The organism is Rhizobium sp. GCM10022189, assembly GCF_042656325.1.
Taxonomy (GTDB): Bacteria; Pseudomonadota; Alphaproteobacteria; order Rhizobiales; family Rhizobiaceae; genus Rhizobium.
This window is the reverse complement of record NZ_JBHSOR010000056.1, coordinates 84,395-107,486: the sequence shown is the minus strand read 5'-3', so window position 1 is coordinate 107,486 and position 23,092 is coordinate 84,395. Positions and strand designations below refer to the sequence as shown.

23 protein-coding genes and 1 pseudogene are annotated in these 23,092 nt (G+C 63.8%); 11 read left to right on the top strand and 13 right to left on the bottom strand.

Annotated features, from left to right (window positions below; genetic code table 11):
* The 4 genes from ACFPWW_RS26730 to ACFPWW_RS26715 all read left to right on the top strand — a co-directional run bounded on the left by ACFPWW_RS26730 (window position 1) and on the right by ACFPWW_RS26715 (window position 7,137).
* Window positions 1-3,756: a FecR domain-containing protein gene (locus ACFPWW_RS26730; protein WP_377314078.1), complete on the top strand. Its 3,756-nt coding sequence runs from the start codon at window positions 1-3 to the stop codon at window positions 3,754-3,756.
* A gap of 2 nt (window positions 3,757-3,758) precedes the next feature.
* Window positions 3,759-5,783 carry a CHASE2 domain-containing protein gene (locus ACFPWW_RS26725; protein ID WP_377314076.1) on the top strand — a complete coding sequence of 675 codons (2,025 nt, stop codon included), beginning with the start codon at window positions 3,759-3,761 and terminating at the stop codon, window positions 5,781-5,783.
* Between the two features lie 120 nt (window positions 5,784-5,903).
* Window positions 5,904-6,596: a fumarylacetoacetate hydrolase family protein gene (locus ACFPWW_RS26720; protein ID WP_112757828.1), complete on the top strand. Its 693-nt coding sequence runs from the start codon at window positions 5,904-5,906 to the stop codon at window positions 6,594-6,596.
* A gap of 10 nt (window positions 6,597-6,606) precedes the next feature.
* Window positions 6,607-7,137 (top strand): gamma carbonic anhydrase family protein, encoded by a 531-nt coding sequence (locus ACFPWW_RS26715; protein ID WP_377314074.1) that lies wholly within the window; start codon window positions 6,607-6,609, stop codon window positions 7,135-7,137.
* Window positions 7,138-7,193: 56 nt separating this feature from the next.
* Here ACFPWW_RS26715 and ACFPWW_RS26710 read toward each other — a convergent pair whose 3' ends face one another.
* The 3 genes from ACFPWW_RS26710 to ACFPWW_RS26700 are packed head-to-tail and all read right to left on the bottom strand — an operon-like array spanning window position 7,194 to window position 8,739.
* Window positions 7,194-7,775 carry a tyrosine-protein phosphatase gene (locus tag ACFPWW_RS26710; protein ID WP_377314072.1) on the bottom strand — a complete coding sequence of 194 codons (582 nt, stop codon included), beginning with the start codon at window positions 7,773-7,775 and terminating at the stop codon, window positions 7,194-7,196.
* Window positions 7,772-7,987 (bottom strand): hypothetical protein, encoded by a 216-nt coding sequence (locus ACFPWW_RS26705; RefSeq protein WP_112757831.1) that lies wholly within the window; start codon window positions 7,985-7,987, stop codon window positions 7,772-7,774. The genes ACFPWW_RS26710 and ACFPWW_RS26705 overlap by 4 nt, the downstream gene beginning before the upstream one ends.
* Window positions 7,984-8,739: a COG4280 domain-containing protein gene (locus ACFPWW_RS26700; protein WP_112759426.1), complete on the bottom strand. Its 756-nt coding sequence runs from the start codon at window positions 8,737-8,739 to the stop codon at window positions 7,984-7,986. Before ACFPWW_RS26700 ends, ACFPWW_RS26705 begins: the two co-directional genes overlap by 4 nt.
* A gap of 77 nt (window positions 8,740-8,816) precedes the next feature.
* Here ACFPWW_RS26700 and ACFPWW_RS26695 point away from each other — a divergent pair, with 77 nt between their 5' ends.
* Window positions 8,817-9,746, top strand: coding sequence for a MurR/RpiR family transcriptional regulator (locus tag ACFPWW_RS26695; protein ID WP_377314070.1), 930 nt, complete (start codon window positions 8,817-8,819; stop codon window positions 9,744-9,746).
* 93 nt (window positions 9,747-9,839) lie between these two features.
* Window positions 9,840-10,409: a Panacea domain-containing protein gene (locus ACFPWW_RS26690; protein WP_377314068.1), complete on the top strand. Its 570-nt coding sequence runs from the start codon at window positions 9,840-9,842 to the stop codon at window positions 10,407-10,409.
* 486 nt (window positions 10,410-10,895) lie between these two features.
* On the opposite strand, the gene ACFPWW_RS26685 is transcribed toward ACFPWW_RS26690, so the two are convergent.
* The 7 genes from ACFPWW_RS26685 to ACFPWW_RS26655 form a co-directional block, all read right to left on the bottom strand.
* Complete coding sequence (locus tag ACFPWW_RS26685; RefSeq protein WP_377314066.1) at window positions 10,896-12,431, bottom strand: DHA2 family efflux MFS transporter permease subunit; 1,536 nt, start codon at window positions 12,429-12,431, stop codon at window positions 10,896-10,898.
* Between the two features lie 172 nt (window positions 12,432-12,603).
* Window positions 12,604-13,827, bottom strand: a complete 1,224-nt coding sequence (arsK, locus tag ACFPWW_RS26680; RefSeq protein WP_377314064.1) for an arsenite efflux MFS transporter ArsK — start codon at window positions 13,825-13,827, stop codon at window positions 12,604-12,606.
* Complete coding sequence (gene arsC, locus ACFPWW_RS26675) at window positions 13,820-14,242, bottom strand: arsenate reductase (glutaredoxin) (RefSeq protein WP_377314062.1); 423 nt, start codon at window positions 14,240-14,242, stop codon at window positions 13,820-13,822. Before arsC ends, arsK begins: the two co-directional genes overlap by 8 nt.
* The gene (locus tag ACFPWW_RS26670) at window positions 14,239-14,943 is read right to left on the bottom strand and encodes an aquaporin (protein WP_377314060.1); all 705 of its coding nucleotides are present in this window, start codon (window positions 14,941-14,943) and stop codon (window positions 14,239-14,241) included. Before ACFPWW_RS26670 ends, arsC begins: the two co-directional genes overlap by 4 nt.
* Entirely contained in the window at window positions 14,940-15,383 is a 444-nt protein-coding gene (gene arsN2, locus ACFPWW_RS26665; protein ID WP_112759432.1) for an arsenic resistance N-acetyltransferase ArsN2, read from the bottom strand. The genes ACFPWW_RS26670 and arsN2 overlap by 4 nt, the downstream gene beginning before the upstream one ends.
* Complete coding sequence (locus ACFPWW_RS26660) at window positions 15,383-15,913, bottom strand: arsenate reductase ArsC (RefSeq protein WP_112759433.1); 531 nt, start codon at window positions 15,911-15,913, stop codon at window positions 15,383-15,385. The genes arsN2 and ACFPWW_RS26660 overlap by 1 nt, the downstream gene beginning before the upstream one ends.
* Window positions 15,910-16,266, bottom strand: a complete 357-nt coding sequence (locus ACFPWW_RS26655; RefSeq protein WP_112759434.1) for an ArsR/SmtB family transcription factor — start codon at window positions 16,264-16,266, stop codon at window positions 15,910-15,912. The genes ACFPWW_RS26660 and ACFPWW_RS26655 overlap by 4 nt, the downstream gene beginning before the upstream one ends.
* Before the next feature lie 42 nt (window positions 16,267-16,308).
* Between ACFPWW_RS26655 and ACFPWW_RS26650 the strand changes: the two genes are divergently transcribed.
* Both ACFPWW_RS26650 and ACFPWW_RS26645 read left to right on the top strand, forming a co-directional pair.
* A complete protein-coding gene (locus ACFPWW_RS26650) occupies window positions 16,309-16,821 on the top strand; it encodes a DUF6428 family protein (RefSeq protein WP_112759435.1) in 513 nt (170 codons plus the stop codon).
* Window positions 16,758-17,135, top strand: a complete 378-nt coding sequence (locus ACFPWW_RS26645; RefSeq protein WP_377314057.1) for a pyridoxine 5'-phosphate oxidase C-terminal domain-containing protein — start codon at window positions 16,758-16,760, stop codon at window positions 17,133-17,135. The genes ACFPWW_RS26650 and ACFPWW_RS26645 overlap by 64 nt, the downstream gene beginning before the upstream one ends.
* A 206-nt stretch (window positions 17,136-17,341) precedes the next feature.
* On the opposite strand, the gene ACFPWW_RS26640 is transcribed toward ACFPWW_RS26645, so the two are convergent.
* Complete coding sequence (locus ACFPWW_RS26640) at window positions 17,342-18,055, bottom strand: TetR/AcrR family transcriptional regulator (protein WP_112759436.1); 714 nt, start codon at window positions 18,053-18,055, stop codon at window positions 17,342-17,344.
* A gap of 199 nt (window positions 18,056-18,254) precedes the next feature.
* Between ACFPWW_RS26640 and ACFPWW_RS26635 the strand changes: the two genes are divergently transcribed.
* Window positions 18,255-19,472, top strand: a complete 1,218-nt coding sequence (locus ACFPWW_RS26635) for a TCR/Tet family MFS transporter (RefSeq protein WP_377314055.1) — start codon at window positions 18,255-18,257, stop codon at window positions 19,470-19,472.
* Between the two features lie 155 nt (window positions 19,473-19,627).
* Here ACFPWW_RS26635 and ACFPWW_RS26630 read toward each other — a convergent pair whose 3' ends face one another.
* On the bottom strand, window positions 19,628-20,395 hold the full coding sequence (locus ACFPWW_RS26630; RefSeq protein ID WP_112759438.1) for an SDR family NAD(P)-dependent oxidoreductase: 768 nt from the start codon (window positions 20,393-20,395) through the stop codon (window positions 19,628-19,630).
* Window positions 20,396-20,500: 105 nt separating this feature from the next.
* On the opposite strand from ACFPWW_RS26630, the gene ACFPWW_RS26625 reads away from it, so the two are divergent.
* The gene (locus ACFPWW_RS26625; protein WP_377314053.1) at window positions 20,501-21,007 is read left to right on the top strand and encodes a TetR/AcrR family transcriptional regulator; all 507 of its coding nucleotides are present in this window, start codon (window positions 20,501-20,503) and stop codon (window positions 21,005-21,007) included.
* A 195-nt stretch (window positions 21,008-21,202) separates the two neighbouring features.
* Here ACFPWW_RS26625 and ACFPWW_RS26620 read toward each other — a convergent pair whose 3' ends face one another.
* Complete coding sequence (locus ACFPWW_RS26620) at window positions 21,203-22,423, bottom strand: ATP-binding protein (protein WP_377314051.1); 1,221 nt, start codon at window positions 22,421-22,423, stop codon at window positions 21,203-21,205.
* Between the two features lie 544 nt (window positions 22,424-22,967).
* Between ACFPWW_RS26620 and ACFPWW_RS26615 the strand changes: the two are divergent.
* A pseudogene (locus ACFPWW_RS26615) lies at window positions 22,968-23,087 on the top strand (IS5/IS1182 family transposase); the annotation flags it as partial.
* Window positions 23,088-23,092: the final 5 nt, after the last annotated feature.

The following is a 23,092-nucleotide window of genomic DNA, read 5'->3' as shown; positions in this document are numbered from 1 at the left end:
ATGTCGGGGCTTAAATCTTATCTGTGCGCGGGTACATCTCTGGCGCTCACATCTTTTATACTCGCACTACCGGTTGCAGCCGAGCCTGTTCAGCGCCCGACCCCGGTTGCAGGTTCCGTCATTGCCCGCAAGACTGGCGAGGAAGTGCGTTTCGTCGATGTCAGCAACTGGCGCGTCGTCGATCTCAACCAGGACCTGCTGGATGGCGACGTGCTGCGCACCAACGCCACCGGCCAGCTCGCCATCCTCTTTTCCGACCACACGCAGATCCGCCTCGGCCGCAACTCCGCCCTGCAGGTCAAGAAGATGTCCGCGACCGGCGACACGGTCCTCAACCTGCAGTCCGGCACGATCTGGGCGCGCGCCCAGCGCGGCGGCCAGGGCCTGACGGTCGAAACGCCCGCCGCCGCAGCCGCCATCCGCGGCACGGACTGGACGATGACGGTCGACGGCGCCAAGACCTCGATGATCGTGCTCGAAGGCCGCGTCTCGCTCTCCAACGCGCAGGGCAGCGTCGATGTCAACCAGGGCGAAGGGGCCGTCGCCACCATCGGCCAGGCGCCGCAGAAGCTCATCAGCGTCAACCCTGACGACCGCGAGCAGATGCTCTTCTATCTCAATCTGCGCGACGGTTTCGGCCTGATGCCGACCACGCCGCTGCCGGCAAACCGCATGGCATCCGAGCGCCGCCGGCTGCTCGCCCTGCCGCCGGAACGCCGCAGCACGGAAGACTGGCTGACGCTCGCCGAAATCCAGAGCGCCTTCGACGGACGCCAGGTTGCAGCTGCAACGTTGCAGAATATTCGCGGCCGCAAACTGACAACAGCCCAGCAGGCGCGTGTGGACCTGATCGACGCCACCATCGCCGGTTCCGAAAAGCGCTACGGCGACGCCGCCCGGCTCTTCCAGAAAGCGCTGCCGCATCTCGACCCGCAGCGCCGCAACATGGCCCAATACGGCGGTTACTTCGCCCGCTCGCTAGCCGACCCCGCCCATGTCGAACAGCCGCCGGCAGACACCGTCGGCCCCTATGGCGCGATCATGCAGGCCTATACGGCAGGCTTCCTGCAAAACCCGCGCGCCGCCCTCGATATCATCACGAAAGCGGAAAAGCGTTACCCCGACGATGCGACCTTGCCCGCCATGCGCGCCCAGCTGGCGCTGCTGGTCGATGACCGCGAGCAGATGAAAGAAGCGGTCAATCGCTCGCTGGCGCTCGACCCCGATCACCCGACGGCGCTCGCCGCCCGCGCCGCCTATCGGGCAAGCTATGAGGGCGACATGAAGGACGCGCTTGCCGATCTCGACCGCGCGATAGAGCTTGCGCCCGGCGCATCGGGATCGCTCAATACAATGGGCCTGCTGCAGAGCGCCCGCGATGCCAATGGCGAAGCGGAAAAGGCTTTCCTGAAAGCGATCGAGCTTGATCCGCAGGACCCCGTCCCGCACGCCAATCTGGCGATCCTCTATCTCGACCAGTCGCGCATGAAGGAAGCCAAGCGCGAGATCGACACGGCCCTCGAAGTCGATCCTTCCTTCGACGTCGCGCTGCTGGCCCGCGGCCGCTACTATCTGCAGACCGGCGAGCGCGACAAGGCGCTGGAAGACCTGCTTGCGGCCAGCACGGCCAATCCGGCCCATTCGCAATCGCAGCTCATGCTCGCAGCCGCCCATTACGAAAAGGGCGACCGCCTTCCCTTCGAGCAGGCGATCGAGAATGCCGACCGGCTGGACAAGAACGACCCTGTCATCTCCGCGTTTCAAACCGCCGTGGATATCGACGATTACAATGCCGATGGCGCCATCAGGAACGCCCAGGAGTTCCTGCGCCGCTCACGCGCCCGCGGTGGCGATTACAGCGTGCTCGGCGCCAATCAGGACGCCGGTTCGACGCTGAACAACGCCTTCCGCCTGCAGGGGCTGGATGCCTGGGGCCGCTATTACGGCGATGTCGTCTTCAACCCGTTCGAAGGCTCGGGTTATACCGACCAGGCGATCAAGGGCAGCATCTTCCCCTACGTCAACGCGACGACGTTCAGCGATGAAAACGTGGTCCAGTACACGGCCGATACGTCTAGCTTCTCCTCGCTCTTCCAGGGCCTGCTGCTCGATCCGCACATGCTGTCCGGCCGCTCGCGCTCGGCGACGATCCTGCGCACGCCCTTTCTCGAAGGCTCGTTCGGCGGCGGCATCAACAGCGTCGACGGCCACACGCGCCGCACCGGCGAAGCGGAGATCCAGGGCTTCTCGAACGAGACGATCCCGGTCAGCTTCTTCGGCAACCTGACCTGGGAAGAGCTGGCCCTCGATGGCGACTATCGCGATTTCGGCGGTTTCCAGACGGAGAGAAACCTGCTGAACGCCAACGGCTACCTGACGGCAACCGTCACACCTGACGACCGTGTGGTGGCCTTCGTCAATCACAACAAGAAGGACGCGACGCTGGATGCCCAGTCGCAGGGTACGTCGCTGACGGATTTCCTCAATCTTTTCGGCTTTCCGGTGGCGACGACGGTCACGCCGGAATTCACCTACCGGCGCGACGAGAGCACCGTGACCAATGCTGGCCTCGGCTGGAGCCATACGTTCGGCTACGAAAACATATTGAACGGTGCACTCCTCTATTCGGAGACCAAATCGCGACAGTCCACATCGCTTCAGGTGGATGACGCTCCGGCGCTGCCCTTGCCGGATCCCGATATCATCCCGTTCATCGACGCTACCGAGGACACGTCCTCGCAAACCTATATCGGCGCTCTCAGCCATTCCATCGGCAGCGGGCCGCTTACCTGGCGCTACGGCGTCGAGGGTGGTTGGATCGATGCGAGCACGACCACATTTTTCCGTCTCCACGAACTCGTGCCTCGCTTTCCGCTTGTCCCCGAGACGACGGACGGGCCGAATTCCTCCAGCAACACGATCGATATCGGCCGCGCCTACGTCGATGTGCTGCATGACATCACCCCAATGCTGAAGGGCGAATATGCGCTGTTCGCCACGCGCATGGAAGCCGAAGGCCTCGATGTCAGCCGGCTGGAGCCGCGCTTCGGCCTCGCCTGGGCGCCCATCGAGAATCATTGGCTGCGCGCCGCCTTCATGCGGCAGGGCCTGGAAGTGGGCGTTCCCACGCTTGCCCCGATCGGCATCCTCGGCATTCAGGCAAACCAGTTTTCGGTCGGTTTCGAAGGCTATGCCGATACGGCAGCCTTCCAGTGGGATGCGGAATGGACCGACCGCTTCTTCACCTCGGTCGAATACCAGCATCAGGAACTGCACGACTTCTCGATCGGCCTGCCGTTGACGGGCCTTCCCTCGGATGACAGCCAGGACTACACGCGCGGCAGCATCGACCGCGCCGCCGTCACCGCAAACGTCGCGCTCGGCAACGGTTTCGGCCTCTCGGCGACCTACGCCTATACGGATTCCGAAAACAAGGACCCGACGACCATCACCTATGGCGACGACCTGCCCTATATCCCGAAGAATTCCGGCCAGATCGCGCTCACCTGGGTCAACGAGGCCAAGGTCAAGGCCACCGTCGCCGCCAACTATATCGGCGAGCGCGCCGGCGATCCGATCGGCACCAGGCTCGACGACTATTGGACCCTCGATGCCAGCATGATCTGGGAGCCCTTCGACAAGCGCATCGCCCTCGAAGCCGCCGCCTACAATCTTCTCGACGAAGATTTCGAAGTCGCGACCGGCACGCCCGGCTGGGGCCGCGCCTTCAAGGGCAGCCTGAAGATCCGTTTCTGACGATGGCGCGCCCGGCCGCCCTGCAACGGCTTCAGGCAGAGCGCGCCATCGATACGCGCCGCGAAGGGCCGCGCCTGCCGGGCTGGCCCTTTTCCAGCCGCGGCATCCGCCTTCTCGTGCTGGCGCTGGTCACGCTGATTACCATTTCCTTCCTCTCGCGCCTGCCGGCCTGGACGCTGACGGAGCTGCGCACCTTCGACTACCTCTCCACCGTCGACGACCCCACGCCGCCGGAGGGCGGGCCGATCATCGTGGCGATCGACGAGCCGGCGCTGGCCGATATCAACGCGCAATGGCCCTGGCCGCGCAGCCTCCATGCCGAGCTGGTCAAGCAGTTGCGCGCCGCCGGCGCCAAAGCGATCGCGCTCGACATCATCATGGCCGAGCCTTCCACGGCCGAAAACGACGAGGCGATCACCGCCGCCGTCGGCCCGGATATCGTGCTTGCCGGCGACGAAACGCTGATCAAGACGCCGCAGGCCGACCAGCTGGTGCGCACCACGCCGCTGCCGCAGATGAGCGAGGCCGGCGCGCGCACCGGCATCGCCTCCATCACGCTGAACGGCGACGGCATCTTCCGCAACGTCCCGGCCTATGACGACGGTTTTGCCATGGAGCTGGCGCGCGCGGCCGGCCACAAGCCGCAGCATCCGCCGGCAGGCGCCCTCATCCAGTCCTTCGGCCCGGCCCGCTCCTACCCGACCGTCTCCTACTATCAGGCGCTCGACCCGAAGAATTTCCTGCCGCCCGACATGTTCAAGGATCGCGTCGTGCTGGTGGGCCTGAGCCTGCAGAACGCGCCGGAGATCGATCAGGGCGGCGTCGATGCCTATGCCACGCCCTATACCGTCCATACCGGCAAGCTGATCTCGGGCGTGGAGGTGCAGGCCACCATCTACGACAATATCGTCCACGGCCTTGCCATTACGGAAGCCGGCCTGCCGGCCGTGGCGCTTTCGATCCTCGTCGCCGTCGTCCTCGCCGCCGCCACCGTGTGGAAGGCCACGAGCTGGCGCACGCTGGTCGCCACTGCCGCGGCCGTCGCCGCCTTTGCCGCGGCAAGTTATGCCGGCATTCGCGTCAGCCACGTCTTCGTCTCGCCGCTCGGGCCGACGGTCGCCTTCGTCGCCGTCGCCTTCGGCCAGGCGGCCTTCGACTATGCCCAGGAACGCCACCAGAAACGCCAGATCACCCGCGCCTTCGCCCAATATATCTCGCCCGATCTCGTGCGCCGCCTCTCCAACGATCCCTCGCAGCTGAAGCTCGGCGGCGAGCGGCGCATGCTCACCGTCCTGTTTTCGGACGTGCGCGGCTTCACCACCATCGCCGAAACGATGAAGGACGATCCCGAGCAGCTGACGACGCTCATCAACCGGCTGCTGACGCCGCTTTCCGACGTGGTCATGGATCACGGCGGCACGATCGACAAATATATGGGCGATTGCATCATGGCCTTCTGGAACGCGCCGCTCGACGACCCCGATCACGCGCTGCATGCGGTCAAGGCCTCCATCGCCATGCAGGATGCGATCGGCACGCTGAACCGCGAGCTGGAGCGCGAGGCCGCCGCCTCGGGCCGGCCGCTGCATGTCCTGAAAATGGGCGTCGGCATCAACACGGGCGAATGCATCGTCGGCAACATGGGCTCCACCCGCCGCTTCGACTATTCCTGCCTCGGCGACAGCGTCAACCTCGCCTCCCGCCTCGAAGGCGCCTCGAAGAATTACGGCGTCGCCCTCCTCCTCGGCGAAGAGACCGCCCGGCTCGTCTCCGAGCGTTACGCCGTGGTCGAACTCGACCGCATCGTCGTCAAGGGCCGCACCGTGCCCTCGCCCGTCTTCACCGTGCTCTACGGCTCGCACCGCGCCGCCCTGCCGGACCACAACGCCTTCCTGGAAGCCAGATATGCCGGCCGGCTGACGATCTCCGACCCGGCCTTCGAGGCCCTGCCGAAGGCCATCCCGGAACTCGCCCCCTATTATGCCCTCATGCGCGCGGCCCTGGCGCAGGACAAAGCCGCCCCTTGACGCGCGGCGGTGTGCCGCCCGATCGTACCGAACGGAGGGACGGCGCACTTTCCCCCCGCCTCCTTTTGCGTCTAGGATGGAAACCAGACTCGCCAGATCAATCAGCCAAGAAGCCCCGCCATGTCCCTTCCCGCCACCGTCATCCCGCTGCCGCAGCCCGTTCTCCTGCCCGTCGAAGGCAGCGCCGAGGCCTTTCCGGTGCGCCGCGTCTATTGCGTCGGCCGCAACTATGCCGACCACGCCATCGAAATGGGCCATGACCCGAACCGCGAGCCGCCCTTCTTCTTCCAGAAGAATGCCGACAACCTGTTTTCCGGGCGGGATTTCCCCTATCCGCCGCTGTCGTCGGACGTGCATTTCGAGGTCGAATGCGTGCTGGCGCTGAAGGCCGGCGGCGCCGATATTGCGGCCGAAAAGGCGCTCGACTGCATCTATGGCTACGGCGTCGGCATCGATTTCACCCGCCGCGACCTGCAGGCCGAAGCCAAGAAGCTCGGCCGCCCGTGGGAAATCGCCAAGGCCTTCGAACATTCCGCGCCCGTCTCGCCCATCGTCCCGGCGAGCCGCATCGGCCACCCCGCCGCCGGCCGCGTCTGGCTGGAGGTCAATGGCGTCAAAAAGCAGGATGGCGACTTGAACCAGATGATCTGGAAAGTGCCGGAAATCATTGCGGAGCTTTCGAAACTCTTCGTGCTCGCGCCGGGCGATGTCATCATGACCGGCACCCCGGCCGGCGTCGCCGCCATTACGAGAGGCGACAGCATCTCCTGCGGCGTGGACGGCATTTCGACGCTGTCGCTCAAGGTGGTCTGAGGAGGCGAGAATGGCACTCTATGCGCTCGGCGGCCTGCGGCCGAAACTGCCGCCATCAGGCACTTTCTGGATCGCTCCCGACGCGCATGTGATCGGCCGTGTCGAACTTGCCGAAGAGGTCGGCATCTGGTTCGGCGCCGTGCTGCGCGGCGACAACGAACCCGTTGTCATCGGCAGGGCCACCAACCTGCAGGAAGGCGTCATGGTCCACACCGACCCCGGCTTTCCCGCCACGATCGGCGAAAACTGCACCATCGGCCACCACGCCATCATTCACGGCTGCACGATCGGCAACAATTCGCTCGTCGGCATGGGCGCCACCATCCTCAACGGCGCAAGGATCGGCAACAATTGCCTCGTCGGCGCCAATGCGCTCGTCACCGAAGGCAAGGAATTCCCCGACAATTCCCTGATCGTCGGCGCCCCCGCCAAGGCGATCCGCGTGCTCGACGAGGCGGCCGCCGCAGGGATCACCGAATCCGCCAGGAAATATGTCGGCAACTGGCAGCGTTTCGCGCGGGATCTGAGGCGGATCGATTAACATCGACCGCGGGATCGACTAACATTCACCGCTAGATCGGCCGGCCGCCCTGACCGTCACGAACTGGGAAAACCCAGCCACGGCTCCAGCTTTTCCCATGTCCGGTCCATCGCAAAGGCGGCCGAGACCGGCAGGGAAATATGGCCGTACCAGAAGGATATCTGCCTTTCTGCCGCCTCCTCGCCCTTGTCGGCAATGGCCGCCAGATAGAGGGCCGAAGCGAGCCCGCTGCGGTCGGCGCCAGCCTGGCAATGGATGAGCACGGGTTTTTCGGCGCGGCGCATCAGGTCGATCAGCTGCGCCGCCTCCTGCCGGTTGAGTTCGGTACTGGCCGACATGCGGAATTCGTAATGGACGACGTCGAGCTTCTGCGCCGTCACATATTCGGCCTCGTAGCGGGGCGAGCCCGGCTTCGGCGCGCCGCGCAGGTCGATGATCGAGCGGATGCCGTGCTCGCGCACATAGGCGGTAAGCTGGTCGGCCGAAGGCTGGGCCGAGCGGTAGACGACGCCGGGAACGACCGGGTGGAAATTGCCCGAAAGCTGCCGGTAGCCGAGAAAGGCGCCGGCCAGCAGAAGCGCGACGCCAAGGCCGGCGCCGCTTCGTTTCAGCCCGGTCAACACTGCCGAACGCTTCATTTCATTCGCCTCGCATGCAGGCTGGTGATGGTGACGATGATTGCGATGCAGCCCAGAAGCAGCGCAACACCGGGTATCTGGGGATCGATGCCGGGCGCGGCCTTCAGCCAGAGCGCGACAAGGCCGACCAGCGCCAGCACCGCCACGCTCAGCCGCGCATCGGAAACGAACATGCCAAACAGTTCTTTCAGGACATCCGAAAGGACGGTCATTGCGTGCGCCCCTTCGGCCTGACAGCGAGGATCTGCGCCATCGCAAGCCCGGTGAGCAGGAAGAGCGCGGCAAAGACGAAGAGCATCAGGTCTTCGCCGGCCCAGTCGATGCCGAGCCCCTCGCCCGTCCAGAACACGCCGAAGCTCGAAAGCATGATCGCGACGGCGAATTTCAGTATATTCTCGGGCACGCGCGAAAGCGGCTTGTGGAGGGCCGCGCCGATCAGCAGCACGAGCACGCAGGCTGCCGCCGCCCCGATGGAGGCCGCCCCCACCAGCCCCCGGCCGGAACCGACGGCAATGACGATGAAGATGACTTCGAGCCCTTCCAGCAGCATCGCCTTGAAGGCCGCCATGCCGGCAAGCCAGTTGGCCGAAGCCGCATGGCGCCGGGCCGCCTCTTCGAGGCTCAGGCGCTCCCTGGCGAAGGCGGCGATCTCGTCATGCAGCGCAATGACGCCCGCCGAGCGCAGGATCGCCTTGCGCAGCCAGCCGAGCCCGAACAGCAGCAGCAGCACGCCGATGACGAGCTGCAGCGCATGCAGCGGCACCCGGTCGAGCAGCGGCCCGAGCGCGGTGACGACAAGGGCAAGCACCGCCAGGCCCGCCGCCGTGCCGGCCGCAGCCGGGCGCCAGCCGCGCAGCGTGCCGACCGCAAGGATGATCGTGAAGGCTTCGACGACTTCCACGACGGAAGCCAGGAAGGCCGCGCCGATGGCCGATGCGGCGACATTCCAGGTAACGCCGTCCATTTCGTGTCTCCGTTGTGATGACAACATCTGGATTAATCGTGTAGTAAACACAACAAGTCAACACAGGAAACCGTGAAATGTCGTCGCACTTCGCCGACCTCGTGACCGAAAAGAGCCCCGGTCTCAGCCGCACAGAACATCGCGTCGCCCGCTATTTCGCCGACAACCGGCATCAGGTGCTCGTTCAGTCCGCAATCGAGCTCGCCCAGTCGACCGGCACCAGCGACGCCACGATCATCCGCACGGCCCGCGCGCTGGGTTTTGACGGGCTGGACGGCCTGCGCCGGGCGATTGCCGGGGAATTCGATGCCGGCCCGACGCCGGCGGGCAGGATGTCGCGGACGGCAGCCGAAAACGCCGGCAGCCTGGAGCTTGCCCTGGAAAAGACGCTGGCCGCCCAGGCCGAAGCGATCGCCACGCTTCGCGACAGCATCGATGCCGAAAACTACCGGGCCATCGTGCAGGCGCTGGCCGGAGCCGGCGAGATCGCCGTCTTCGGCATCGGCCCCTCCGCTTCGATGGCGGATTATTTCTGCATCCAGCTGCGCAGGCTGGGCTTTGCCGCGCGGCCGCTGACCAGAACCGGCCTGCTCTTCGCCGACGACCTGCTGCAGTTGAAATCGGCCAGCCTCGTCGTCGTCATGGCCTATGGCCGCGTCTATACCGAGCTTTCGGTTCTGCTCGACCATTGCAGGGGCATCGGCGCCGAAACCGTGCTCGTCACCGACAGCCTGCGCGAGGCGCTGGAGGCGCGCGTCACCCGCATCGTCACCGTGCCCAGGGGCCGCGCCGACGCCTTCAGCATGCACAGCGCCACGCTCGCCTTCCTCGAAACCCTTCTCGTCGGCCTCGGCACGCTGGCGCCGGCACAAACCACGGCAAGCCTCGACCAGCTCAACCGGCTGCGCGCCGACCTTGCCGGCCAGACGGCAACGCTTGCCGCTTCTGGTGCCCCTGGATTGGCCAGCCCCGCGAAAGGCTCACGAAAGATAACAAGCAAGTTTTAATCTCAACGTTTCATATTGTACCCGCAATATTGTGTTCTACTCGGTTTCGAGTAAAAGTTCGCCGCAATACGCGTTTTGCGCGATGAGGAAATTATGAGCTACGAGCCAAGAAAAGCCGCGCAGTTGATTGCGTCACTTATCCTTAAGTCAGGCGGCCGGTCTCTTAACGTCCTTAAGGTGGTAAAGCTCGTTTACTTAGTCGATCGCGAAAGCATCAGAAGGTTCGGCTTTCCCATATTGGACGAGAATCGCTACTCCATGCCGCATGGACCAGTGAACTCTACCACCTACAGACATATTCAAGGCGAGTATCAAGACGATTGCGGTTGGTCCGATTTTCTCGAGGATCGAGCGAACCATGGAATTGCGCTGGTGAACAACAACATCAGTGTCGAGGATCTTGATGAATTGAGTGAAGCAGACCTGGAATGTGTGGACGCCGTCTGGGAACGGTTCGGCGCTATGACCCAGTGGCAACTGGTTGACTGGACACACGATCCGCGCAACGTGCCGGAATGGGAGGATCCTGATGGTGGATCTGTGATAATCCCATTGCAACGTATCCTGAATGCAGTCGGCGTGGATAACGCAGAGGAATTTGTGGAGACGTCGAACACGTTGAAAGCGATTGATCGCGCTTTCGAGGCTGCAAGGGTACGCTGATTGGTCGCTCGGGCAGGCACGCTTCTTATTCCGTCCGGGCCGACGAATAACGCCGAGCTCAAACATCTGCACATCGTGTGCACCGATCCTTGCGCCCGGGGATTGCAGCTTATCGTCTCGGTCACATCATGGACGAACAATCTCTGCGATGGGACCTGCATCTTGGATGTTGGTGATCACGACTTTATCCGGCACCGATCCTGGATAATGTATCGGAGAGCTCGACTGGAAGAAGCCGCGGCCTTGGATAACGGCGTACGGCAAGGAATATTCGTGCCACGACAACCGGTAAGAACGGAAGTTTTCGAGCGCGTCGCTTCGGGGATTTGTCACAGCCCCCATACCCCGCGCAAGATCAAACTCTACTTCGGTTGCTTTGCAGCGTTGGTTGTCGAGTAACATTGAAACAATGTGTGAGCTTGAGGCCCGGCGGAAATACCTCGGCGTCGATCAGCATCGACTAACCAGCCAAATGACGGTCTTCTCTCACCCCGCCGCCACCGCCACCTTCCGCGCGAACGGCACCCACAGCAGCGCGCCGGCCGTCAGGACCGCGACCACCATCCACGCCTCGTTGAGCGCCTGAACGGTCGCAGCCGTCTGCACCAGCGGGTCGAGCATGGAGGCCGTGTCGGCATCGAACGCTCCCCTGTGCCCGGCAATCGCCGCAAGCGGCGCGCCGACGAAGGCCGCGACATCCGCGTCCCCCGCCTGCAGCCGGTCCCAGATGCCGTCGCCGAGCGGGCCTGAGCGGGTGTAGACGATCGTGTCGATCAGCGCGATGCCGATCGCGCCGCCGAGATTGCGCATCAGGTTGAACAGGCCGCTGGCATCGGGAATGCGCTCCGGCGGCAGCGTGCCGAGGGCGAGCCGCGTCGGCGGCAGCAGGCAGAACATGATGGCGACGCCGCGCACGACCTGCGGCCAGAACATCGCGTCGAAATCGGTCTGCGGGTCCTGAAAGGCGCTCATGCCGATGCCGACGGCAAAGAGCGCAAAACCGAGCGCGGAGAGCAGCCGCGCATCCATGCGTTTTTCAAGCGCCACCGCAATCGGCGCCGTTATCAGCTGGGCAATGCCCGTCACCAGCATCGTCATGCCGATTTCGAGCGCGTTATGCCCGCGCACGAAGGCAAGAAAGACCGGCATGAGATAGACCGAGCCGAACAGGCCGATGCCGAGAATGAAGCTCATGGCCGAGCCCGCCAGAAAATTCCGGTCGCCGAAATTGCCGAGCTCGACCACCGGCATGCGCCTGCCGAGCGTGCGCCACGCAAAGACCCATCCCGAAACCACCGAAAGGCCGATGAGGCCGGAAACGTAGAGCGAGGTCCAGCCGCTCGTCGGCGCCTCCTTCAGCCCGAGTTCCAGCGCCGAAAGGCTCGCCGCCATCAGGATCAGCGAAAGGACGTCGAGATGCCGCAGCTCGGCCATGTCGAGGTCCTCGCGCGGCAGCGCGCGCATGGCGACGAGCGCGGCCACGATGCCCGGCAGGATGTTGATCAGGAACAGCCAGTGCCAGGAATAGGTCTCCGTCAGCCAGCCGCCGACGACCGGCCCGATCGTGGGTGCCAGAACCGCAAGAACGCCGGCAATCGTCGTCGCCAGCGCCTGCCGCTCGTCGGCAAACAGGATGAAGACGGCCGAAAACACCGAAGGGATCAGCGTGCCGCCGGAAAAACCCTGCACGACCCGAAAGAAGACCAGCCCGCCGAACGTATCGCTCGCCGCACAGCCGGCCGAGGCGATCACGAACAGCGACAGCGAGGCCGCAAACAGCCAGCGCATCGTCAGGAGCCGGGTGAAGAACCCCGTCAGCGGTATCGCCACCACCTCGGCGATCAGATAGGCGGTCTGCACCCAGCTCATCTGGTCCGGATGGATATCGAGCGCCGACTGGATGGTCGGCAGCGAGGTCGCCACGACCTGGACGTCGAGAATGGCCATGAACATGCCGAGGCACATGGCCAGAAAGCCGATCCATCGGCGCACGGGTGGAACAGTTGCGGTCCGTTCGGTCATGCAATGGTCCCGTCGGTCGGATGCCGGCCCGGATGGCCGGTCGGCGCATGGCAGGCGACAATAGCAGGCCATCGCGCCCCATGCCAAAACATAGCGGCAGAACCGGGCTTTCGCCGCTCACAAAAGCGGCAGCCCGGCGCCGGCCGCTGTTGATGCCGAAGGCCTCTGCCGGTCAGGTCTCGGCACGGCCGAGGGCGCCACGCGGCCGATCGCGCATCCCCGCCAGCCGGCCGATCGCGATGAAGGCAAGGGCGCCGGCGACCCCCACGCCCGCAGCGACGGCCAGCGACCACTGCACGCCGATCCCTGCCATCAGGAAAGCCAGGACAAAGGGGGCCGTCGATGTGACGACAAGCCGGATCGCCAATATCTGACCCTGCCGTTTCCCGTAGCCTTCGCTGCCGAAGAGCGCCAGCGGCAAGGTCCCCTGCACGATGCTGCTCAAGCCCGAGCCGAGACCGAACACGACGGCGAAGACCAGGGCGCCCGGCACTGCCGGCGCGGTGGCAATCAGGACGACCAGCGCGGACGGCAGAAGCGCGGCCGAAACGAGCGCCAGTGTCAGTTGCGAAAGGCCGCCGCCGAAAATCATGTTGGCAAAGCGGCTCAAGACCTGCGAGGGGCCGAAGAGCGTGCCGACCATCACCGCCATTGCGCCGAGCCCGAGTCCCGACAGTACCGGCACCATATGCACCAGCAGCGCGGCGTTGACGAAGCTTTCCAGCGCAAAGCCTGTGACCATCAGCGCGAAGGCGGGCGTGCGGATCGACGGCGCAAGGCCGGGCTCGACATGCCTGGCCGCGCCGCCGGAAGCCTCCTTTCGGCTCCTGCAGGCATTGAAGGCCAGCCATGCATGGATGGGCAGGCAGACACAGAGGTTGAGGGCGGCAAAGCAGAGGTAGACGGATTGCCACGGCATATGCGCGTGCAGCGCCGTGGTGACCGGCCAGAAGATCGTGGAGGCAAAGCCGGCGATCAGCGTCAGATAGGTGATGCTGCGCTGTGCCACCTTCGGCCGGATCTGGACCAGCAGGGCGAAGGCCGCGCCATATTGCACCAGATTGGATGCCGTCTCGATGGCGATCAGGGCGACGACCAAGGCGATCTTGCCCGACGAGAGCGCACAGGCGGCAAGCGCTGCCGATGCGATTGCCGAGCCCGCCGCCATCACCCGGCCGGCGCCGAAGCGATCGATCCATTTTCCCATCGCCGGGGCGGCCAGGCCGCCGATCAGCAGGGCGAGCGACAGCGCCCCGAATATCCATTCCGACGGCCAGTTCAGGTCCCGCGCCATGGCCGGCGCGAGAATGCTGAAACTGTAATAGAGCGTGCCGTAACCGATGACCTGGGTGAGCCCGAGCGCGGCGACGGCCGCAAGCGGAATGCGCTCAGACAAGGCGCTTGCCGTCGCTGTCCAGAACCTGTTCGCCGTCTTCCTTGGCGAACGGGCCTTTATGCGTATCCGGCAGGATATCGAGCACGACCTCGGAAGGCCGCGCAAGGCGCGTGCCCATCGGCGTGACGACGAACGGCCGGTTGATCAGGATCGGGTCCTTCAGCATCGCCTCCAGCAGCTCTTCGTCGGAGAGATCGGGATTGTCGAGGCCGAGTTCAGCATAGGGCGTGCCCTTTTCCCGGATCGCGCCGCGCACCGTCAGCCCGGCATCGGCGATCATCTTCGCCAGCTGTTCGCGCGACGGCGGGTTCTTCAGGTATTCGACGACCTCGGGCTCGATGCCGGCGTTGCGGATCATCGCCAGCGCGTTGCGCGAGGTGCCGCAACCGGGGTTGTGATAGATCGTCACGTTCATGGGGCGGTTTCCGTTTCTGTGAGAGTTTCGGGATTGCGGGCTTCCATCAGCAGCCAGCCGGCCAGCATCGCCGCCAGCAGGGCACCGATGATTTCGGCGATGATGAAGCCCGGCAGATCAGCCGGCCGGATGCCGGAAAATGTATTGGTGAGCGAGCGGGCAATCGCCACGGCGGGATTGGCAAATGACGTTGACGCGGTGAACCAGTAGGCAGCGGTGATATAGAGGCCGACGAGCCACGCGACGGCATCGGCGCGGAAGCGGATACCGGAGAGGATGACGAAGACGAGGCCAAAGGTCGCCGTCACTTCCGACAGCCATTGCGCCCCGCCCGATCGCACTGTTTCCGAAGCCTGCAGCAAGGGAACAGCGAACATGCCGTGGGCAAGTACAGTGCCGGCAGTGCCGCCGATGATCTGCGCGGCAATGTAGGGCGCCAAACAAGAGCCGGGCAATTGCCGCCTGACGGCAAAGACCATCGAGACGACGGGATTGAAATGCGCGCCCGATATCGGGCCGAGCGTGGTAATCAGCACGACCAGCATGGCGCCCGTCGCCACCGTGTTGCCGAGCAGGGCGAGCGCGGTATCGTCCGTCAGCTTGTCGGCCATGATGCCGGAACCGACGACGGTTGCGACCAAAAGCAATGTGCCGAATGCTTCGGCCACGACGCGGCGCGACATTGGGAATTCAGCGCTCATGCCGGCAGGCTCCGCACCATCAGGGCGGCAGAAGCCGGGCAAAGACTTGCTGCCTGCCGCGTCATCCGGATTTCGGCCGGCGCTTCCTCGCGGGCAACAGGGCGAAAGCCGAGCGACAGAAAGAAAGGGGCGGCAGATTCCGTCAGCAGATAGGCGGCGCCCGCACCCTTTCGGTGCGCCTGATCGAGCAGGCCCGATGTAATGGCATGGCCGAAGCCGAAACCCCGCCGATCGGAGAGAACGACGATGGAGCGCAGAAGGGCGGCCTCGCCGTATAGTTCCAGCCCGCCGAAACCGACCGTCTCGCCATCGCGCGAGAAGCGGTAGAAGCTGCGGCCGGCATCTGCAAGGTCATCGACTGGAAGGCCGGCGCCGGCAAGCGCTGCGCGCAAGCCCTCGTCATGGCCTTCCACGGCCTGTTGATGAAGGTCGAAATCCATCAGCTTGCCTTGGGCTGCTTGATGCTGGCGCCCTCCATCGTGCCGATCTGGCGAAGATGCGCTTCGAGCGCCAGCTTGTCGATCGACGTGATCGGCAGACTGATGAAGGACATGATGCGGTTTTTGAGGAACCGGGCCGCTTGTGCGAAAGCGCGGCCGATTTCCACTTCGCTGCCGATGACGGCGGCGGGGTCTTCGATGCCCCAATGGGCCGTCATCGGATGGCCGATCCAGACCGGGCAGGCTTCGCCGGCAGCGCTGTCGCAGACGGTAAAGATGAAATCCATTTCCGGTGCGCCGGGAAGCGCGAATTCATCCCAGCTTTTCGAGCGGAAACCCTCGGTCGGATAGCCGAGTGCCGCAAGCTCTTTCAACGCGTGCGGATTGACCTCGCCCTTCGGCTGGCTGCCGGCGGAATAGGCTTTAAAGCGGCCCTTGCCTTCCGTGTTCAGGATCGATTCCGCGAGGATCGACCGGGCAGAATTGCCGGTGCAGAGAAAGAGCACGTTGTAAACGCGATCGGTGGTCATTGCAGTTTCTCCTCCATTTCAGGGGCGCAGCAGGCCGCGACCTCCGCGGCCGGCGCGCAGATTTCCGGATGACCGGAGCAGCAATCTTCCATCAGGAAGAGCACGAGGCCGCGCAGCGCCTCGAAATTGGCGGTGTAGATGATCGACCGGGATTCGCGCTGCTGGCTGATAAGGCCGGCGCGATCCAGTTCCTTCAGGTGGAAGGATACGTTCGACGGAGAGACCTCCAGCTTTTCGGCGATGGTACCGGCGGCCATGCCGTCAGGGCCGGCGACGACAAGCATTCGCACGACCTGCAGGCGGGTTTCCTGAGAAAGCGCTCCGAATGAAGCGAGGGCTTGACGTTCGTCCATATTTCAATAATCCTTGAATCATTGAAGCGAGGAATAACTCAGATGAACGCAATCGACAACAGCAAAATGCAGAAGGAAGATATCGCCCTCGGCGAATTGATGAGCATTCTTTCCGGCGCCAAGGATTCGCCGCTGGTGTTTTATTATGACGGCAACCCGGTTCGCCCCGGCTATCACGTCACCGAAGTCAAGGCCGGGCAGTTTTCGGCGCTGGACTGCGGCGCCAACCCGGAGGCCTGGAGCGAAATCTTCATTCAGCTTTGGGATATCGACGAGGACGACCGCACCCATATGCCGGCCGGCAAGTTCCATGCGATCATCCGCAAGGTGACCGAGCATGTGCAGCTGGACGATACCGCCAAACTTACATTCGAAGTCAGCGACGGCGTGCGCCCGATGCAGCTTTATTGCGCATCGATGCCGACATTGCGCGGCGGTGCCGTCCATGTCGAGCTTGCGCCGCGCGCTGCCAGCTGCAAGCCGCGCGACCGGTGGCTCACGCAACGGAGCGAGCCGGCCCCCTGCTGCGCCCCGGCCGCCGCCTGCTGCGGCTAAACCGCCAGCCATGTGCGTTTTCTGAACATCGTCGATCATACGATTTCCGCGCCCGCTCGCCGGCCGCACGCGCCGCAGCCCTTGCCGGCCCGCAGAGCCAGCCGCTCTGCGCGCGCCCCGACCTCCATGCGGCAATCGCCACACAGGCCCGGCGCCTCGAAGCCGAGCCCGATCTCGTCGCGCCGAACTGGCAGCTCTTCATCGTCATGCCGCATGAGGTGGAGTTCTGGCAGGGCGCCGAAAACCGGCTGCATCACCGGCTCCTGTACAGGCGGGAAAAGCCCGGCTGGCTGCGCGAAAGCCTCTGGCCCTGAGCCCGACCGCCGATTGCGGGCACGGATGCAAGAATATGGAAGAATCTCCGCCCCCGCCTCTTGCAATCCGGCCCGGCACACATCATATCGCGGCTTCACCTGAAAACGGACTTGCGCTTGGTATCGACGTTGGTCGAGCCGCGTTCGAGTTCACAGGTAAAGGGCGCTCCCCGCAAGGGTCGAGCGCCCTTTTGATTCCGGCACGGTCACGCGTAAGCCGTGCCCGCCATCGCCGCCGTCACGCCGAGGCTGCCCTGATCGACAAGCGCGAGAAAGGCGGCCTTCGCCTTCTCGCCATCCCGCTCCTGCCGGAAAGTCCGGTGCGCCTCGATGAAGGCGACGCTCCAGGTGGCAAGCAGCATGGCGCCGGCAAGTTTCGCAAGGGGATCGTCCGCCGGCCGGCCGGCGCTTCCGGCAAGGGCCGCCGCCAGTTCGCCGGCAATCTCGTCGCGGATCGCGCGAGCCCTCGCCTTCAGCGTCTCGCTGTTTTCCACCGTCTCGATGAAACCCTGGCTCGCCGGCGAAAACTGCAGGTAAGGCGCCGGCTCGCCAGCCAGCCGATGGGCCAGCAGCCGCAGCGCCTCGATCGGCGAAACCCCGGCATCGCGCTGCCGCAGCGCCGCGCGCAGCCTCTCGCGCGCCTCCTCGTCGCGGTCGAAGAACATGTCTTCCTTGCGCGGAAAATGGTTGAACACCGTCATGCGCCCGACATCGGCGGCGGCCGCGATTTCGTCCACCGTCACATTCTCGAAACCCCGCTCGAAAAACAGCCGGTCGGCGGCAAGCGCAATGGCGCGCCGTGTGGCGAGGCGCTTGCGGGCGCGCCTGTCGAGCAGCCCCGAATCCGGGCCTTCCGCTTCCGAAGGAGCGGCATGCAGGGACGTTTCCTTCGCGGCTGTTTCGTCTGACGGCTTCGACATGGCGCTCTCAATAGCAGGATTCATGTACTGAGTACATCGATATTGACAGGCGGCCTCCGTCCGCCTATTTCTGTACTCAGTACATATTAATACCCGATATCAAAACCGACATCGCCATCGCGGAACCGGGCTGCCTGCGCACCGGCCGCGAACGGGATGGCTTTGCCCCGTCCGCCCCCTCCCAGTTAAGGAGAAGCCAATGGCTCCTGCCGTCAACAAGCCCCTGCTCGTCATCTTCACCGCCATCTGCCTCGATGCCGTCGGCATCGGGCTGATCTTTCCCATCCTGCCGCGCCTTCTTCAGGAGGTGATGCGCACGCCGGATATCGCCTTTGCCGTCGGCATCATGACGGCGCTCTATGCCGCCATGCAATTCGTCTTCGCGCCCGTGCTCGGGGCACTGAGCGACAGTATCGGCCGGCGCCCGGTCCTGCTGCTTTCGCTTGCCGGTGCCGCCGTCAATTATGCGATCATGGCCTTTGCGCCCTCCCTCCCGCTGCTGCTCGCCGGCCGCGCCATCGCCGGCCTCACCAGCGCCAACATGTCGGTCGCCGCGGCCTATATCACCGATATTTCGCCGGAAGATCGGCGCGCCCGCCGCTTCGGCCTGTTCAACGCCATGTTCGGCGCCGGCTTCATCGTCGGCCCCGTCCTCGGCGGCCTGCTCGGCGATCACTGGCTGCGCCTGCCCTTCATCGCCGCGGCCGTGCTGAACGGCGCCAACCTGCTGCTCGCCCTCTTCCTCCTTCCCGAATCCCGCGCGCCCTCCCGCCGGAGGATCGAACTTTCCGCCCTCAATCCGCTCGGCCCCTTCAAGCGGCTCGTCTCGATGAAGGCGCTCCTGCCCGTCGTACTCGTCTATTTCGTCTTCAGCGCCGCCGGCGAATCCTACGGCACCTGCTGGGCGCTCTGGGGCTTCGATACGTTCGGCTGGAACGGCCTGCGGATCGGCCTGTCGCTCGGCGCCTTCGGCATCTGCCAGACCCTCTGCCAGGCCCTCCTGCCCGGCCCCGCCACCCGCCTGCTCGGCGAGCGCTGGTCGGTGCTGACAGGCATCGCTTCTGCCTGCCTCGCCCTCCTCGTCATGGCCTTCGCGAACCGGGGCTGGATGATCTTCGCCATCATGCCGGTCTTCACCCTTGTCGGCATCGGCAACCCCGCCTTCCAGGCGCTTGCCACGAAAAAGGTGGAAGCCGGCCGGCAGGGCGAGCTGCAGGGCCTCATCGCCTCCACCATCAGCCTCGCCTCCGTCATCGCTCCGCTCGGCTTCTCCTCGCTCTATTTCGTGGTGCGGGAAAACTGGCCGGGCGGCATCTGGCTTTCGGTGATCGCGCTTTACGCGGTCGCGGTGCCGCTGGTTCTGGTGAGCACGAGAGGCGATGGCATGGCGCCAGGCGCCAACGCACAGGGCGCTTGACGGCTCCAGGCCCGAAGCACGCCCTCCCGCCTCCAGAACACCCGCTCCCGAAAACGGCCGGCGGGACGTGGTGGTCCCGCCGGCCCGCCGGCCTCAGCCCGCCAGCAGCGCGTCGCGGCAGGCGTTCCAGTCCTGCATGGTTTTCATGCCGCCCCCTACTGGCGGCCGGCGGTCACGCCGCCATCGACGGGAAGGATCGTGCCGGTGATCCACGAGGCCTGTTCGGATGCCAGGAAGAGGATCGCTTCGGCGACATCGCGCGGCTGGCCGTTGCGGCCGAGCGGGTGGAAGGCGTTGAAGGTCGGGAGAACGTCCCGCACCTGCTCGTCGGAGAGGAAGGTGTTGTAGACGGGCGTTTCGACGACGGCCGGCGCGACCGCGTTGATGCGGATATTGTAGGGCGCAAGTTCGATCGCCAGGTTGCGCACCATGGCATGGACGCCTGCATTGGCCGCCGAATAGGCCGCCGACGGCGTTGCCCCGATTGCCTGGATCGCCCACATCGAGCCGGTCTGGACGATTGCGCCGCCCTTGTCCTTCATCGCCTTGGCAGCCGCCTGCGCGGTGAAGAACTTGCCCTTGAGGATCGTATCCAGATACCAGTCGTAATCGGCCTCCGTCAGCTCGATGAACGGCTTGGGGTTGAAGACCCCGGCATTGTTGACGAGAATATCCAGACCGCCGAAATGTTTCACCGCCGCCTCGACCAGAGCGGCCCCGGTCTGCGGGCTGGCAATATCGCCGGCCGAGACGACGACGTTCCTGCCGCCCGGATCGATCTCCCTGGCCGCCGCCTCCAGCTTTGCCCGGTCGCGCCCGTTGATCGCGACCTTCGCTCCCTCGGCGACGAAGCGGGCTGCCGCTTCCTTTCCGATGCCGGAGCCTCCGCCTGTCACCGCAACGACCTTACCTTCAAAACGCATGTTCGATCTCCTTTTGTCTATCTAACGTTAGATAGATTGAGGGAACATAGGGATTGCGTTTTTGAATGGCAAGACCTATCTAACATTAGATAGAGAGGAAGGATCATGACCGATACCGTCACGGCAATCCTGGATGCCGCCGAAGAGCGAATTCGCGGCGCCGGCTATCACGGCTTCAGTTTCCGCGATATCGCCGCCGATGTCGGCGTGAAGGCATCCTCCGTCCACTACCATTTCCCCGCCAAGGAAAAGCTCGCCGCCGCCGTCGCGCGCCGTTACACCGACCGTCTCGTCGAGGCCGTGAATGCGCAGGTCGCAGAAGGGACCGATGTCGTGGAGGCGTGGCGCCGCGTCTTTCGCGAGGCCCTGCAGCACGACGGGCGCATGTGCCTCTGCGGCGCCCTGGCCGCCGCGTCTCACGAACTTGCCGAGGAAATCAGGGCCGAGGTGAAGCGTTTCTTCGAGCTTGGCATCGAGACGCTGCGGCAAGGCGGGCTGGAACGGGAAGCTGCGATCAGGGTTCTCGCCGCGCTGGAAGGGGCGATGCTGACGGCCAACATCCTGGAGGACCAGTCGGTCTTCGAAGCCGGAAGCTCCGCCCTCGTCGCCTGAGCCGCCCTGCCGGCGCCGCGGCGCGGCCTTAAAGCGATTCCAGCAAGGGCGGGAACCGGTCTTGCGTCAGGAATTGCAGCAAAAACAATAAGCTAGAGCATCGAAGGCGACTCCGTTTTCGCCGGAAATGCTCTAGAGCTGAACAATTACTGAACCGCTCCCAGCAATTGCGAGGTGCTGTCTATAATTCTCATATCAACCCCACAAACAGGACAGCGGTGCAGCCGCCAATCGATCGCCGAAAGGAACAATGTCGGCGCTGTCATACAGGACCACGCCATAAGCAAAACGATCGCCGGCAGCTTCCGCCAAAGCCTTCAAACCAGAAAAATCGCCAGTCTTGACCGTGGCACTGGCCTTGACCTCGATGCCGACGATCATCCCGTCGTCACGCTCCAAGACGACGTCCACCTCCCGACCGTCTCGATCACGAAAATGATGGGCAGCGACCCTAAGGTCTGACGCCGTCATGAGCTTCCGGACTTCCGAAAAAACAAAGCTTTCCAGCAATGCTCCGAACATCGCGCGATCGGCCTTAACCCGATCGAACGTTAGCCCGCGGATCGTGCCGAGTAGCCCTGAATCGACGAAATGCAGCTTCGGTGTCTTCACCATCCTCTTCAGGGCATTGGTAAACCACGGCTGCACAGTTGTTATCAGGAATACCTGCTCCAACAGGCCCACATATCGCTGGCCGGTCTTATGGCTCACATTGATGCTGGCCCCGAACTGGGAATAGTTGACCAGCTGCCCGGAATGTTCCGCTAGCAGCCGAACAAACTTCGGAAGCTCAGTCAATTTCTCGACGTCAGCAATATCCCGCAAGTCGCGTGTCAGGATCGAGGTGAGATAAGATCGCGCCCAATCCTGGCGCCGGCGCTCACTCTCGCGGCTAAGAGCTTCGGGGAACCCGCCGAGCAAAACCAACTGAACCAGATCGTCGCCAACAACTGCATTCGGCTGATTTTTCAGCTTTCCTTCAAACAATCCTTCAAGAAAGCTCGGGGAATTCCCGGCGATCTCGGCCCTTGCCAAAGGAAGCATTTGAATAGTTTCCATGCGTCCTGCCAAGCTATCAGCGACTTTCGGCAGCGTCAGCACATTGGCCGAACCGGTCAGGAGAAACCGACCGGGACGGTAGTCTTCATCAACAGACTTCTTGATAGCCAATAGAAGGTCCGGTGCTCGCTGCACCTCATCGATGATGGCTTGATCGAGACCTCGGATAAAACCGACTGGATCATTCCTGGCGGCTTCCAGTACCGTCTGATCGTCGAGCGTTATGTAGGCGCGCTCCGAAGTGCCCATCTTTTTGACGAGCGTTGTTTTGCCTGCCCGGCGTGGTCCAATTATCAAAACGACGGGCGTGTCGGACAGCGCCTCATCTGCCCGCCGCTCTACAAACCGACCAAACATTCAGCACTCCGAATCTCCGCTGATCGGGACTGTCGTATTCGGCTATTTGGAAGTCAATAGCCGGCAGATTGGAAGTTAAGTGGCGGATATTTGCGACGAGAAATGCACGGACCAAATGGGAGGACGGATCCACGATACGAAAATTCCGGAAGACATGCCGACAATACCCGTAGACGGCTTAGGCCGGCGCTTTTGCTCCGCCGGCCGCTGTCGGCAATGCTCTCAAGCGCAAAAAATTGGCACCGCCTGATGCGATCGCTCTTCGCACCGTATCCAAAACTTTATCTGCCGAGCAATCCGGGCTGAGCGTGCGACCTCGTGCCAGGTCCGCGATGGCGAGTTCACAAGTCTCTCTATCAATTCTCAATGTATGGATGTCTCTTTCCATTCACCATAAACTTTCTCTGCCACATCCATCGCTGTAAGAATTCTTGTCATCAATATTTCTCGTAGGTTTAAAACTGCACTAGAAGGCTGCTGCCCCCCCGGCTTTTGGCCTGAAGACATGATTCCCTTCGGGCAGCAAGAGAAGGGATTGATTTGGATGCGCGGTGGGGACGATCGGACGGGATCATTGTTTTCGTATGTGGATCTGGAGGCGCGTGTTCCCGAGCGGCATCCGCTGCCGGCGATGCGGGAACTGGTGAACGCCGCGCTTGCGGCGGCAGC

Excerpts from the sequence above, each read along its gene's own strand:
- ACFPWW_RS26730 (WP_377314078.1), top strand. The coding sequence starts at position 1 with ATGTCGGGGCTTAAATCTTATCTGTGCGCGGGTACATCTCTGGCGCTC.
- ACFPWW_RS26725 (WP_377314076.1), top strand. The coding sequence starts at position 3,759 with ATGGCGCGCCCGGCCGCCCTGCAACGGCTTCAGGCAGAGCGCGCCATC.
- ACFPWW_RS26720 (WP_112757828.1), top strand. The coding sequence starts at position 5,904 with ATGTCCCTTCCCGCCACCGTCATCCCGCTGCCGCAGCCCGTTCTCCTG.
- ACFPWW_RS26715 (WP_377314074.1), top strand. The coding sequence starts at position 6,607 with ATGGCACTCTATGCGCTCGGCGGCCTGCGGCCGAAACTGCCGCCATCA.
- ACFPWW_RS26710 (WP_377314072.1), bottom strand. The coding sequence starts at position 7,775 with ATGAAGCGTTCGGCAGTGTTGACCGGGCTGAAACGAAGCGGCGCCGGC.
- ACFPWW_RS26705 (WP_112757831.1), bottom strand. The coding sequence starts at position 7,987 with ATGACCGTCCTTTCGGATGTCCTGAAAGAACTGTTTGGCATGTTCGTT.
- ACFPWW_RS26700 (WP_112759426.1), bottom strand. The coding sequence starts at position 8,739 with ATGGACGGCGTTACCTGGAATGTCGCCGCATCGGCCATCGGCGCGGCC.
- ACFPWW_RS26695 (WP_377314070.1), top strand. The coding sequence starts at position 8,817 with ATGTCGTCGCACTTCGCCGACCTCGTGACCGAAAAGAGCCCCGGTCTC.
- ACFPWW_RS26690 (WP_377314068.1), top strand. The coding sequence starts at position 9,840 with ATGAGCTACGAGCCAAGAAAAGCCGCGCAGTTGATTGCGTCACTTATC.
- ACFPWW_RS26685 (WP_377314066.1), bottom strand. The coding sequence starts at position 12,431 with ATGACCGAACGGACCGCAACTGTTCCACCCGTGCGCCGATGGATCGGC.
- arsC (WP_377314062.1), bottom strand. The coding sequence starts at position 14,242 with ATGAACGTGACGATCTATCACAACCCCGGTTGCGGCACCTCGCGCAAC.
- ACFPWW_RS26670 (WP_377314060.1), bottom strand. The coding sequence starts at position 14,943 with ATGAGCGCTGAATTCCCAATGTCGCGCCGCGTCGTGGCCGAAGCATTC.
- arsN2 (WP_112759432.1), bottom strand. The coding sequence starts at position 15,383 with ATGGATTTCGACCTTCATCAACAGGCCGTGGAAGGCCATGACGAGGGC.
- ACFPWW_RS26660 (WP_112759433.1), bottom strand. The coding sequence starts at position 15,913 with ATGACCACCGATCGCGTTTACAACGTGCTCTTTCTCTGCACCGGCAAT.
- ACFPWW_RS26655 (WP_112759434.1), bottom strand. The coding sequence starts at position 16,266 with ATGGACGAACGTCAAGCCCTCGCTTCATTCGGAGCGCTTTCTCAGGAA.
- ACFPWW_RS26650 (WP_112759435.1), top strand. The coding sequence starts at position 16,309 with ATGAACGCAATCGACAACAGCAAAATGCAGAAGGAAGATATCGCCCTC.
- ACFPWW_RS26640 (WP_112759436.1), bottom strand. The coding sequence starts at position 18,055 with ATGTCGAAGCCGTCAGACGAAACAGCCGCGAAGGAAACGTCCCTGCAT.
- ACFPWW_RS26635 (WP_377314055.1), top strand. The coding sequence starts at position 18,255 with ATGGCTCCTGCCGTCAACAAGCCCCTGCTCGTCATCTTCACCGCCATC.
- ACFPWW_RS26630 (WP_112759438.1), bottom strand. The coding sequence starts at position 20,395 with ATGCGTTTTGAAGGTAAGGTCGTTGCGGTGACAGGCGGAGGCTCCGGC.
- ACFPWW_RS26625 (WP_377314053.1), top strand. The coding sequence starts at position 20,501 with ATGACCGATACCGTCACGGCAATCCTGGATGCCGCCGAAGAGCGAATT.
- ACFPWW_RS26620 (WP_377314051.1), bottom strand. The coding sequence starts at position 22,423 with ATGTTTGGTCGGTTTGTAGAGCGGCGGGCAGATGAGGCGCTGTCCGAC.